13 protein-coding genes are annotated in these 11881 nt (G+C 40.6%); 2 read left to right on the forward strand and 11 right to left on the reverse strand.

What is annotated here, in order from left to right:
- Positions 1 to 181: 181 nt before the first annotated feature.
- From HPC67_RS15090 to uvsE, 5 genes are all read right to left on the reverse strand, one after another.
- On the reverse strand, positions 182 to 922 hold the full coding sequence (locus HPC67_RS15090) for an amino acid ABC transporter ATP-binding protein (protein WP_217589645.1): 741 nt from the start codon (positions 920 to 922) through the stop codon (positions 182 to 184).
- Positions 915 to 1583, reverse strand: a complete 669-nt coding sequence (locus tag HPC67_RS15095) for an amino acid ABC transporter permease (protein ID WP_217589647.1) — start codon at positions 1581 to 1583, stop codon at positions 915 to 917. The genes HPC67_RS15090 and HPC67_RS15095 overlap by 8 nt, the downstream gene beginning before the upstream one ends.
- Before the next feature lie 131 nt (positions 1584 to 1714).
- Positions 1715 to 2524, reverse strand: a complete 810-nt coding sequence (locus HPC67_RS15100) for a transporter substrate-binding domain-containing protein (protein WP_246570189.1) — start codon at positions 2522 to 2524, stop codon at positions 1715 to 1717.
- An 820-nt stretch (positions 2525 to 3344) separates the two neighbouring features.
- On the reverse strand, positions 3345 to 3716 hold the full coding sequence (locus tag HPC67_RS15105; protein WP_217589649.1) for a DsrE family protein: 372 nt from the start codon (positions 3714 to 3716) through the stop codon (positions 3345 to 3347).
- 103 nt (positions 3717 to 3819) lie between these two features.
- The gene (gene uvsE, locus HPC67_RS15110; protein WP_217589651.1) at positions 3820 to 4707 is read right to left on the reverse strand and encodes a UV DNA damage repair endonuclease UvsE; all 888 of its coding nucleotides are present in this window, start codon (positions 4705 to 4707) and stop codon (positions 3820 to 3822) included.
- A gap of 149 nt (positions 4708 to 4856) precedes the next feature.
- Here uvsE and HPC67_RS15115 point away from each other — a divergent pair, with 149 nt between their 5' ends.
- Positions 4857 to 5096: a DUF378 domain-containing protein gene (locus tag HPC67_RS15115; RefSeq protein WP_217589654.1), complete on the forward strand. Its 240-nt coding sequence runs from the start codon at positions 4857 to 4859 to the stop codon at positions 5094 to 5096.
- A 162-nt stretch (positions 5097 to 5258) separates the two neighbouring features.
- On the opposite strand, the gene HPC67_RS15120 is transcribed toward HPC67_RS15115, so the two are convergent.
- From HPC67_RS15120 to HPC67_RS15140, 5 genes are all read right to left on the reverse strand, one after another.
- On the reverse strand, positions 5259 to 6194 hold the full coding sequence (locus HPC67_RS15120; protein ID WP_217589656.1) for a c-type cytochrome: 936 nt from the start codon (positions 6192 to 6194) through the stop codon (positions 5259 to 5261).
- 204 nt (positions 6195 to 6398) lie between these two features.
- A complete protein-coding gene (gene pstB, locus HPC67_RS15125; protein WP_217589658.1) occupies positions 6399 to 7235 on the reverse strand; it encodes a phosphate ABC transporter ATP-binding protein PstB in 837 nt (278 codons plus the stop codon).
- A gap of 16 nt (positions 7236 to 7251) precedes the next feature.
- Positions 7252 to 8142, reverse strand: coding sequence for a phosphate ABC transporter permease PstA (gene pstA, locus HPC67_RS15130; protein ID WP_217589660.1), 891 nt, complete (start codon positions 8140 to 8142; stop codon positions 7252 to 7254).
- Positions 8143 to 9102 (reverse strand): phosphate ABC transporter permease subunit PstC, encoded by a 960-nt coding sequence (pstC, locus tag HPC67_RS15135; protein WP_217589661.1) that lies wholly within the window; start codon positions 9100 to 9102, stop codon positions 8143 to 8145.
- Between the two features lie 93 nt (positions 9103 to 9195).
- Positions 9196 to 10227 carry a PstS family phosphate ABC transporter substrate-binding protein gene (locus tag HPC67_RS15140; protein ID WP_217589673.1) on the reverse strand — a complete coding sequence of 344 codons (1032 nt, stop codon included), beginning with the start codon at positions 10225 to 10227 and terminating at the stop codon, positions 9196 to 9198.
- 177 nt (positions 10228 to 10404) lie between these two features.
- Between HPC67_RS15140 and HPC67_RS15145 the strand changes: the two genes are divergently transcribed.
- Positions 10405 to 10872, forward strand: coding sequence for a hypothetical protein (locus HPC67_RS15145; protein ID WP_217589663.1), 468 nt, complete (start codon positions 10405 to 10407; stop codon positions 10870 to 10872).
- A gap of 104 nt (positions 10873 to 10976) precedes the next feature.
- Here the strand turns inward: HPC67_RS15145 and sspL are convergent, their stop codons facing one another.
- Positions 10977 to 11117 carry a small, acid-soluble spore protein L gene (sspL, locus tag HPC67_RS15150; protein ID WP_217589665.1) on the reverse strand — a complete coding sequence of 47 codons (141 nt, stop codon included), beginning with the start codon at positions 11115 to 11117 and terminating at the stop codon, positions 10977 to 10979.
- Positions 11118 to 11881: the final 764 nt, after the last annotated feature.

The following is an 11881-nucleotide window of genomic DNA, read 5'->3' on the forward strand; positions in this document are numbered from 1 at the left end:
ATTTCCCCCTTTATAATTTAAGAATTTTACAAAAATAATAACTATGACTCTCTATTAACTATATTAGACACACACCTTCTTTAGTCCTGCTTAGAGTACAAAATATTTAAATTATTATTATAGAGTTTGAAAAAAAGCCACCGTAAAAGTGGCTTCAAATTATTAAAATCTAGAAATTCATTTATAACACACGACTCAAAAATTCTTGTGTCCGTTCTTCAGCAGCTTGTTCAAAAATGACGTCTGGGGCCCCTTCTTCTATAATAACACCTTGGTCCATGTAGACGACACGATCAGCAACTTCTCGGGCAAATCCCATCTCATGTGTTACAACGACCATCGTCATGCCTTCTTTGGCGAGGTTTTTCATAACTTCAAGTACTTCTCCTACAAGCTCAGGATCAAGTCCTGACGTCGGTTCATCAAACAACATCATATCCGGCTCCATCGCGAGTGCGCGCGCAATGGCTACACGTTGTTTTTGTCCACCAGATAATGTCCGTGGATACACTTTAGCCTTTTCAGCTAAGCCAACTTTTTCCAAATATTCCATGCCAATTGTAACAGCTTCTTCTTTGTTCATTTTTTTAACGTGAATGAGTGCTTCTATGACGTTGCCAATGACTGTTTTATGTGGAAATAGGTTAAAATGCTGAAACACCATGCCAATCCGCTGTCTGACCGTATTCAAATTATCTTTTTTCGGATCAATATTTTCTCCTTCAATGATAATTTCCCCGCCATTTTTCATTTCAAGGAAATTAAGACAGCGCAATAACGTACTTTTCCCTGAACCACTAGCCCCGATTAAAACGACAACTTCATTTTCGTTTATCGTCATATCAATATCTTTTAAAACATGGAGCTTTCCAAAGTATTTATTTAATGATTTAACTTCAATAGCTGGCTGTTGTTTACTCATGGTCTACCCCTCTTTCGCTTTTAGACAAGGCACGTTCAATTCGATTCACAATAAATGTTAATATCAAGACGAGTATTAAATAATAAATACCGACAATAATGTAAGATTCCATCGCCATTCCTGTTGATGATTGAATGCGTTGGGCGCGGTTAAATAAATCTTGAAATCCGATAAATGCAACAAGCGAAGAATCCTTTAAAGCAATGATAAATTGGTTTCCAAGTGGTGGTATGGCGCGTCTTAATGCTTGAGGTAAAACGATACGACGCATAGACATGGTGGATGTCATACCGAGGCTTCGAGCTGCTTCAGTTTGTCCACGGTCAATTGACTGGATGGACCCACGGAAAATTTCCGCAATATAAGCACCGTTATGAATTCCGAGGGCAATACCGCCAGATAACAGTCTTCCAAGGTCAACAAACTGAACGAGACCAAAGTATAAAATAAATATTTGTACGATAAGCGGCGTACCTCGTACAAGATAAATATACATATCTGCAATGATGTTTAATACCTTTAGCTTTGACACTTTTAGAAATGCAAAAAACAGTCCGATACCTAAACCAATTAATAAGCCGAGCAATGTAATATTGATCGTATTAATGATGGCATCTTTATAGCCGGGAATCGTTTCAATAAATAGCTCCCAAAAACCCATTTGGTTGTCCTCCTTGATTGTCTCGTCTCTTATGTCTTCATTGATGAAGCAGACATGATGCTTCACATTGGTTTATCGTTTAAAATGGTTCACGTGCAGGACTGAGGCCCCGCACGTGACTGAGCATGTTTTTACTCAAGAATGCTTTCATCAAACCACTTTTTACTGATTTCTTCATATGTGCCATTATCAATCAGGGCTTGAAGGGCACGGTTAATTTCATCAAGTAGCTCTGTGTTCCCTTTTTTGACACCTGCACCGATCTCTTCATCGAAAACACGCTCTCCTACCGGACGAATATCAAGATCATTTTCCTCGATCTGCATCATGCCAACAAATCGGTCGGTTACAACCGCATCCAATCTATCTGTACCCGCAGACAAGTCTTGAAGCGCAACATTATCACTTTGATATGTTTTTAAGTTATCTTCAGAGATATATTCCATAACCATTTCTTCATACGTACTAGAGGCAACGACTCCTACATTATGTCCCTCAAGATCTTCAGGTGATTCGATATCGCTCGTGTCGTTATGAACGTAGATCACACCACCTGATCGGTAATATGGATCAGAAAAATCGATTGACTTTGCACGATCCTCTGTGATCGTCATACTTCCCATGATGGCATCTAACCTGTCACTTTTTACTTCTTCAATCAATGCGCCAAAATCTTGAGTTGCAACAGGCTTCGGCTTTAAGCCCATTTCTTCAGCAAGTGCTTCTCCTAGTTCGACCTCAAATCCAGTTAAATTACCGTCAAGATCTTCATAGTTAAACGGCTTGTACAAACCGCTTGATCCAAATGTAAAGTAACCATCTTCAATCGTATCAACAGTCGCATCACCGGTTGGACCGTTATTGTCGTCTTCATCACCACATGCTGTAAGCAATCCTACGAAAAGCATGCCTATAACAATCATCATGAATTTCTTTTTCATGTTTATATCCCCCTCCAACGTTTGTATGTTAGTCATGATTAAATCACTTTATATAACGAATATTCCGAATTAAAATCAAGCAATCATGTATATACGTGACACCTCCATGTCGCGCAGAACGCTTTAGTATCGTCATTAACCTGAAAAGTATTGAGAGATGCTTGAAGAGGAGCCCACTGATGTTCAAACGCTCGTCTCGTGGTCAACATTTTCCGGAAGGATCGACAGCATTGATAAACACCAGTAAAATTAAGCATAGTTATATTTTTACATTTTTTATGTTATTTTCAAAATCGCATTAACAGGCTATAGTCGGGATATACCGTCATATGTTTTTATATAAACGGTCTAGCAATGAAAATTTAGAAAAATGCTCCCATATACAAGTTATTACACGCAATTATGAGACATTCAATATTCAGAAAGTGCTTATAGGAGGCGTGCCTCGTTTTCGCATAATGTGAACAGAATGCTTGCTAGAATGTTTATGTGGTTGGGTGGGTGGGTGGGGCTATGGCTTGGGTGGGTCGGTAGTCGTTATACGGCGGTTTCGGGACTTTATGCGTTGGAAAATGAATATATGAGCGTGGTTACGGATTTATGCGTTGGAAAATGAATTTATGAGCGTGGCTTCGGATTTATGCGTTGAAAAATGAATATATGAGCGTCGTTTCGGATTTATGCGTTGGAAAATGAATATATGAGCGTGGTTACGGATTTATGCGTTGGAAAATGAATATATGAGCGTCGTTTCGGATTTATACGGTTGGTGATACAATTGTGCGGCGCGTCTTTTCAAGCTGCGCGCCGCACTGTTATATTAATTCAGTTGAAGTGTTTTTTCAGTCGTCATGATAGCGTCGACGACATAATCTGCTGTGATGATATCAGCCCCGTCAACAATATCAGTTTCTTTAATGTCATTATGCTGCATGCATGCCAAGCAGACGGACAGTTTCCCACCTTTCTCTAAATAGCCTGGTAGTAATTCGGCAATTGGCTTGAATGGTGGTCCTATGTTTATGTGATCTGCATAACCTTTTTCTGCAATGTGTACGCCATCAGAAAGCAGGATTATTTCTGGTTGATGTCCCTTCTCAAGTGCTTTCAATCCCATTGTAAAAGCAATTGTAACATTGTTCACATCCCGTTTATGAGCCGTTAATGTAATAAGCATGTCACGGTGTCCCATAAAAAAACCCTCCTTCTCATTTTGAATCACGTTCTTAGTGTTCAATATAAGCAAGGGGGATTAATTTTGCAAATATTTTTATTTATATTTACTACGGGTTTAGTTAAACATCACTTTTTTTAAGAAACGCATTATATAATTCAAGAACAGCTAAATTTTTTTGTTTTGCTTCAACCATAACGTCGACGTCTTTTTCCTGTAAATACTCAAGAAGTCTGGCAAAATCTTTTGGAAAAATATAATCATGATGGCGGCGGTCCGTCTCTGAAGTCTTCCCAGAACTAATATGGACTTTTGGTATCCCTACATCAGACCAAGTTGCCCAAACCCCTTCAAGTAATTCTTCTAGCGGTCGTTCAGCACGGTTACAAAAATGATGATGGATATCAAAGCAAGCTGGAACCCCTAATTGTTGCGCAACATAAAGCGCATCCTCTAAATTAAAAATTTTATCATCGTTTTCAAATCTCAGCTTGTTTAATACATAGTCCGGTAATGCCTTCGCATGCTTGATCAGCCGTTTGATTGCAGTCTTTTTATCTCCATACATACCACCAACATGGAGAATCATATCTGTACCGCCTACAAGCTCTAACAAATCAGCATGGTAAACCAAATCTTCAACCGTGCGTTCAACAACATCAGGTCTTGGTGAATTTAAGACACTATACTGTCCAGGATGTACGGACAACCGTAAATCGAATTGTTCTTTTAACGCTTTAATATCAGAACAAATCGCACGGACATCGGGATCATTTTTCCAATCCCACGTATTGACAGGGTGGGTCGCAAGTACAACAATTCCACTCGTTATACGATAAAAGAGAATGTCATGCTTAATATTCCATTCAATAATCTCTTTTGTGAGCTTTAAATTTTCAATGGTTAATGCTTTGATCTTATCTATGCCTTCTTTTTCAACAGTGGACACGCGACATGTACGAAACTTCTTGTCCAAGCTGAGATTTATGCATGCATACCCTATTTTCATTCAATCCATCCTTTCTTTACTCTCATAATCATGTCTAATATTGATTGAGCTGACAGTTGATATGCCAGTTGTCTGCTTACGTGTTAAATCGTATATTACTGTACCAAACGGAAATACTAAGCTCAAGTCTGACGATAAGGAGGGATATTATGAATGGCATTCAACGTTTAGCACTGGCGCTCGTAATTATCGGAGCCATTAACTGGGGACTTGTTGGATTTTTTCAGTTTGATCTTGTCGCAGCCATTTTCGGTGGTGAACAGACTGCCGTATTTGCGCGCTTAATCTATGCGCTTGTCGGTATCAGTGGTCTCGTCTGTCTTTCACTTCTATTTAAACCAGATGAATCATTTGCCAATCAAAGAGAACCACGACCAATTCGTGAATAAAACTGTATACGATGCATGGCTTTTTTAGCTGAATACGTTTGAAAGCGTACAGTTATTAATTTGATTAAAAGGAATCAACCCCCGAACGCCAGAAGTGATCGTTCGGGGGTATTTTGATTACATAATTATTTTCCATTGTAAGCTCATTCATCAGCGTATATTTTATTTTGCCGGTACGACATTGTCAATTTCTGTCCAATCAAAGCTGCCTTCTCGAATTTGTTGGCGCCGCTCTTTATCAATGATATCTGTCGGACGGCCACCATTCGGCCAATCCGTGTCATGTCCAGACCATTCAGGACGTTCATGTGACAAAAGAAACGCTGCTAAGTCTGCCGCTTCTTGATCTGACAATTCCCCAGCTTGTCCAATTGGCATATTGTTTTTAATATACCCAGACATTTTACTCATTCGGCTCATACCAGCGCCATCATTAAAGGAATTGTCTCCCCAAAGCGCTGGTCCACTATTGGCACCTGTTCCAGAACCATCTGTCGCATGACAGGTCATACAATTTTTCTTTGTATACAGTTCTTCTCCACGTTCAACACTTGGCTCAGGAATCTCCTTCATCGTGTTTTTCATGCGCCAAGGTATCTCTTCACCAACTTCAATACCCTCGGATATCTTTGTTAAATAGGCAACCATCGCCCGCATTTCCTTACTATCTTCAGCCATCTTCTTGCCGTTCATGCTTCGAACCATACACCCGTTAATGCGATCTTCTATCGTAAAGGCTACCCCTTCACGCGGACGGTATTGGGGAAACTGTGTCACCACACCGACCATTGAAGACGATTGTGAAAGACCACCGTCAGCATGACAGCTTTGGCAGGAGAGCTCATTACCGACATAATCTGGCATGACTGTATTCGTTTCATTAAAGACCTTCTCACCATATTGAATATACTCGGTCATCGGATCATCCGGATCTAGTTCATCTAATGACGGTGGATTATAGGCAAGACCATTGCCTGCATCATTGTCATCAGTACCATTATTGTCTGCATTTTGCCCTTGTGTATCAGCTGAACAAGCAGACACAACGAACACAAGTAGCAGAAGCCCAATTCCCCATAACATATTTTTTCGTTCCATACCGAAGTCCCCCTTATCAAACACAAAAGTGATTCTTTCCTACTCCTATCATAAAATAAAACATGACAAAATATAACATGGGTAACCAAGGGTTAACGTCCATGTCATATTTTGTCAACAATCCTGTGAAAACATATATTTTCGGTTGATTCAACTACAAAAGTATGCCTCATATTTACCATAAAAACAGGACGACGTGCTTTTTTAACCAAAACGACCAGAAATATAATCTTCTGTACGCTGGTCAGCCGGTTTCGAGAATATCGTGGCCGTTTTATCATATTCAACAACTTCTCCGTTTAAGAAAAACGCGGTCCGATCAGATATACGTGCGGCTTGCTGCATATTGTGTGTCACAATAACGATGGCATAGTCTTGTTTGAGCTTTTGAATGAGCTCCTCTACTTTTGCTGTTGATTTTGGATCAAGTGCCGATGTTGGTTCATCCATTAAGATAACATCAGGCTCAATTGCTAAACAACGTGCAATACAAAGACGTTGCTGTTGACCGCCAGATAAGCTATAAGCATTGTCTTTTAAGCGATCCTTCACTTCGTCCCAAATATAGGCGCCTCGCAAGCTTTGCTCAACAATTTCATCTAGAACTTTTTTATCACGGATGCCGTGGATTTTAGGACCGTATGCAATGTTTTCATAAATAGATTTAGGAAATGGATTAGGCTTCTGAAACACCATTCCGACACGTGTACGCAAATCTTCTACTCGAAATACTTTATCAAAAATATTACGTCCATTATAAGTGATGGATCCTGTTTTACGTACAATTGGGACAAGCTCAACCATCCGATTTAACGTTTTTAAATACGTTGATTTACCACAGCCTGACGGACCGATAATGGCTGTCACTTCTTTTTCGTGTATCGCTAAGTTAATGTTCTTTAGCGCATGAACATCTCCATACCATAGATTCAATTCTTTTGTATCATAAACAACATCTCTAACAGCAACGTCAACAGCAGCATCCTTTACAATCGTTGGACGTGTTGCACGTGCATGATCATTAATCGACACGATACTCATTTAAAACCACTCTCCCTTAATTATCGTATTGTTTTTGGAATTTGCTTCGAATTAAAATCGCCGTCGCATTCATGATGAGCAACATGACTAATAGCGTAACAATCGTGGCTGCTGCAAGGTTGGCATATTCATCAACGAGCGACGAATCCAGTGTCCAATAATAGATTTGCATCGGTAAAACCGTAAACTTATCAAAAATGCCACCTGGAAACGGAATGAGCAAGGCAGGAATCCCAATCACAACGAGTGGTGCTGTCTCACCAATTGCCCGTGATAATGATAATATTGCCCCGGTCATAATACCTGGCAACGCTGTTGGGAGCACAATTCGTCTTACAGTTTGCCATTTTGTTGCGCCCATGCCATAGGACGCTTCACTTAAATGCTTTGGTACCGCTCGGATCGCTTCTTGACTGGAAACAATAACGATTGGCAAAATCAAAAGTGACATCGTAAAACCACCAGCAAGAACAATATTGCCAAAATCAAGTGCTCTCACAAAAATGGTCATCCCTAAAATGCCATATACAATTGATGGTACCCCAGCTAGGTTCGCAATGTTCGTTTCTAGCCAACCATTAAAGCGATTTTTCTTTGCGTATAATTCAAGATAAATCGCTGTGCCTACTCCGAAAAACATGGTCACTGGGGCAACGACCGCCATCAGCCATAACGTACCGAGGATTGCACCCATAATGCCTGCACGTTCAGGCTGTGTTGACAATTTTCCTGTTATAAAGTCCATATTAATCCACTCAAACCCTTGGGAAAATACACGGTATAATAAAATGCCTAAAACGACTAAGCCAAGCATTGTTGAAAGGAAAAATATAATACTTGATATGCGATTGACAATAATTCGGAAGGACATACGCTTATTCACTTTTTGATGATCAACTAACTGCATTTAATATTCCTCCCTGAAGCGACGTGATACATATCGAGCAAGCACGTTCATCAATAATGTAAATACAAATAGAGTCATGGCAACGGCATAAAGACTGTAATATATCGTAGAGCCAGCTGCCGCATCGCCTCCAGTAACCTCGACAATATAAGCCGTCATTGTCTGCATCGATTGTGTCAGATCAAATGTGAAATTTTTAGAGCTACCACTCGCAATGGTCACAATCATCGTCTCTCCAATGGCACGTGAAATACCTAGTACAAATGATGCAACAATACCTGAAAAAGCAGCTGGAATGACGACACGACCTGTTACTTCAAGCTTTGTTGAACCGAGTGCCAATGCTCCTGCTCTCATTGAATTTGGAACAGACCGCATCGCATCCTCTGATAAAGAGGCAATCATTGGGATAATCATAATCCCCATTACAATCCCTGGACTAAGAATATTCGTTGCTTCTAATCCCGGAATAATTTCTCTTAATAACGGCGTGACAAAGGTGAATGCAAAGAAACCATATACGATTGTTGGAATACCAGCTAACACTTCAAGCATCGGTTTAAATATTTTACGTGCACGTTCAGACGCATACTCACTTAAATAAATGGCTGTCATCAATCCAACCGGTGCCGCAACAGCCATCGCAACTGCTGACGAAAGAACTGTTCCTGTAATAAGTGGCAATACACCGAATTCAGGTGTTTGACTTAATGGTTTTAGTACTGTTCCAGTAAAAAAGTCCATAATTGGTACACGGCGGAAGAACTCGATCATTTCCGTAAACAACGTCAATACAATGCCGACCGTAGTTAAAATGGATACCAAGGCAATTAACAATAAAATGACGGGAATCCCTTTCTCAAGCTTGGCCCCGAGCTGTCTACTTGATTTTTTTGCCTCGATCATATCGCGAATACTGACTGAGGATTTATGAGAAGTGGAAAGTTTAGGATGTGGCATCTGGCACATCTCCTCCAATATTTAAAATTCACACTGGCATGGTTGATTCATTGTTCCACCATGCCAGTGCTTTATATCATTTAATCTGAATGCTTATTTAAGACCTTCAAGAAACGTGACGTTCTCATCAATTTCAGCTTGAGGAATTGGTGCAAAGCCTGTTTCTCCGGCAAATTCATTCATATTGTTCATAACATAAAGTGCATAGTCTAATACTTGTGGCTTTTCTTTAGCGTTATCCACATTCAAGTATGTGAACACTGGACGTGTAAAGCCTGCATAGTCACCATCTTCAGCAATTGTGTCAAGTGACGGTTCTATAGGACCATCGCCAAAGTCAACATGAACAGCTTGTAATTTATCAGTGTTGCTGACGTAATAACCGAATCCGAAGAATGCAATTCCATTTTTGTCTTCAGATACGAGCTTAACTAATGTTGAATATTCTTGTTGTAAATTCACATCACTAACGAGATCTTGTTCATCTAATACTTCTTTATAGAAAAACTCATACGTTCCGTGGTTTTCGTTTGGTCCATACGTGTTAATTTTTTCATTCGGCCAGTCTGGGTTAATGTCACTCCAGTTTGTAATGTCGCCATCAGCAAGGAAAATGTTAATCAATTCTTCTTCTGTCATTTCCGTTGCCCAGTCGTTTTCAGGGTTTATAACGAACGTCAAACCGTCAAGTGCGACTTTCAATTCCTTAACGTCGATGCCAAGTTCTTCAGCTTGTGCTGCTTCCTCATCCTTTATTTGACGGGACGCATCATTGAAATCTGTACCGTCTTCAACTAGGAATTTTTTGAATCCAGCACTTGTTCCTGCACGACTCACTTCAACAGAAACATTTTCTTGTGCAGTCAACATATACTCCTCAGCAAGACGAGCCATTAACGGGTAAACCGTTCCAGAACCGTCAATGACGACACTGCCTTCAAGCTCTGCTGCTTCGTCCGCGTTTCCTTCGTTGCTATCATTGGCATTGTTGTCCGATTGTTCCTCAGAATTAGCGGAATTATTGTCTCCATCTTTTTCTTCCGCACCTGCATCATCACTACAAGCCACCATCATAATTGCCAATCCAGCAATCATTAGAAGCATGAAAACCTTTTTCATCGACATCATTAATTGTCCTCCCCAAATTGAATGTTTTTGAAAGATCTCCTCTTTCACTGCCAAGTATAACAAGTGGATGTAAAGGAACGATTGATTCAGTGTAAAGGTTTTGTAAAATTAATAGAAGCGTTGTGATATACTCTTTCTAGTGCATTTTTTATAGAGTGAACAGGGGTATGACACATGAATAGATGGTTTATGATTAACGGAATAGCAATACTCGTTAGTGTATGGGCACTGTTTACAGTCAACGATTTGGGCCTGCGCCATGCCGTTGGTGGCTTAGGCGTCGCACTCATTCTATTTAACTGGACAAGGCATGCGGTGTTCACGACAATACGGGAGAACAAAAGTCGAGAAGTCAAAATTCGTTTTGCTCAATTATCGAAAAAAGTCCTGCCGTTTCACCGCTGGATTGGCACGTCAGCAGTGGTCGTCGTTTGGCTTCACGCATGGCTTGTCATTGATCGGTATGGCTTTTACTGGGCGCATCCTAAGTTTTTAGTAGGGTTTATAACGGGGAGTCTTCTGCTTGGTGTAGCGACGTTTGGCTGGCTGCGGCTTTACTGGCCATCCGGTAAAAAACGCATGCTTCACCTTTACCTTGCCATGACGATGTTTTGTTTAATGATCGTGCACCTGATCTTATAAAGTGAAACCCAATCAGTGGGAGTTTTACAGACCAGTTTAATCTGTGATAAAAAAAACGGATGGAGGTGTCTTGTCCTCCATCCGATTCTCTTCGGGCCATATCATTATAATTTCGTATTCTTCTTTTTCGCACGCTGCTCAAGCTGTGACTTCGGCTGATGATCCTTCTCATCCTCACTCAAACCTTGTGGATTCACACTGGTTTGAGCCCGCTTCTTTTGCCAAATATCTTGTTTATCACTCATGATCACACCTCCATTGTTAGTGTCTGCACTCATTTTTATTGTATACATAGTGGCTGGTGGAGGGCTTGGCGGCTTGGTGTGGTGTGGCGTGGGGGCGTGGTGTGGTGTGGCGTGGAGGATATGCGGCTGGGCGTGCGCTTATGCGGCCGGTTTTTGATATATGCGCCACTTTTATGATATAAGCGGTGGAAATTGGAGATATGCGTCAGTTTTTTGATATATGCGTGGGGATCAGGATATATACGGCGCAATTTTAATTTATGCGTTTGGCGTGCCTGTTCACATAAGATGAGAAGGAAGTGGACACGATGGATCACTTCCTTCTTGATTGAGTTTGTGGTTGGATCAGCGCTTATGCGGTTGGCTTTTGGTCTATGCGCCACTTTTATGATATATGCGGCGGAAATTAGAGATATGCGTCAGTTTTTTGATATATGCGTAGGGATCAGGATATATACGACGCAATTTTAATTTATGCGTTTGGCGTGCCTGTTCACATAAGATGAGAAGGAAGTGGACACGATGGATCACTTCCTTCTTGATTTAGTTTGTGGTTGGATCAGCGCTTATGCGGTTGGCTTTTGGTATATGCGCCACTTTTATGATATATGCGGTGGAAATTAGAGATATGCGTCAGTTTTTTGATATATGCGTGGGGATTAGGATATATGCGCGCAATTTTTATTTATGCGTTTGGCGTGCCTGTTCACATAAAATGAGACGGAAGTGAACACGATGGATCACTTCCGTCTTGATTTAGTTTG

Source organism: Lentibacillus saliphilus, from assembly GCF_019093865.1.
In the GTDB taxonomy this organism is placed as follows: Bacteria; Bacillota; Bacilli; order Bacillales; family Amphibacillaceae; genus Lentibacillus_B; species Lentibacillus_B saliphilus.

Excerpts from the sequence above, each read along its gene's own strand:
- HPC67_RS15090 (WP_217589645.1), bottom strand. The coding sequence starts at position 922 with ATGAGTAAACAACAGCCAGCTATTGAAGTTAAATCATTAAATAAATAC.
- HPC67_RS15095 (WP_217589647.1), bottom strand. The coding sequence starts at position 1,583 with ATGGGTTTTTGGGAGCTATTTATTGAAACGATTCCCGGCTATAAAGAT.
- HPC67_RS15100 (WP_246570189.1), bottom strand. The coding sequence starts at position 2,524 with ATGAAAAAGAAATTCATGATGATTGTTATAGGCATGCTTTTCGTAGGA.
- HPC67_RS15105 (WP_217589649.1), bottom strand. The coding sequence starts at position 3,716 with ATGGGACACCGTGACATGCTTATTACATTAACGGCTCATAAACGGGAT.
- uvsE (WP_217589651.1), bottom strand. The coding sequence starts at position 4,707 with ATGAAAATAGGGTATGCATGCATAAATCTCAGCTTGGACAAGAAGTTT.
- HPC67_RS15115 (WP_217589654.1), top strand. The coding sequence starts at position 4,857 with ATGAATGGCATTCAACGTTTAGCACTGGCGCTCGTAATTATCGGAGCC.
- HPC67_RS15120 (WP_217589656.1), bottom strand. The coding sequence starts at position 6,194 with ATGGAACGAAAAAATATGTTATGGGGAATTGGGCTTCTGCTACTTGTG.
- pstB (WP_217589658.1), bottom strand. The coding sequence starts at position 7,235 with ATGAGTATCGTGTCGATTAATGATCATGCACGTGCAACACGTCCAACG.
- pstA (WP_217589660.1), bottom strand. The coding sequence starts at position 8,142 with ATGCAGTTAGTTGATCATCAAAAAGTGAATAAGCGTATGTCCTTCCGA.
- pstC (WP_217589661.1), bottom strand. The coding sequence starts at position 9,102 with ATGCCACATCCTAAACTTTCCACTTCTCATAAATCCTCAGTCAGTATT.
- HPC67_RS15140 (WP_217589673.1), bottom strand. The coding sequence starts at position 10,227 with ATGTCGATGAAAAAGGTTTTCATGCTTCTAATGATTGCTGGATTGGCA.
- HPC67_RS15145 (WP_217589663.1), top strand. The coding sequence starts at position 10,405 with ATGAATAGATGGTTTATGATTAACGGAATAGCAATACTCGTTAGTGTA.
- sspL (WP_217589665.1), bottom strand. The coding sequence starts at position 11,117 with ATGAGTGATAAACAAGATATTTGGCAAAAGAAGCGGGCTCAAACCAGT.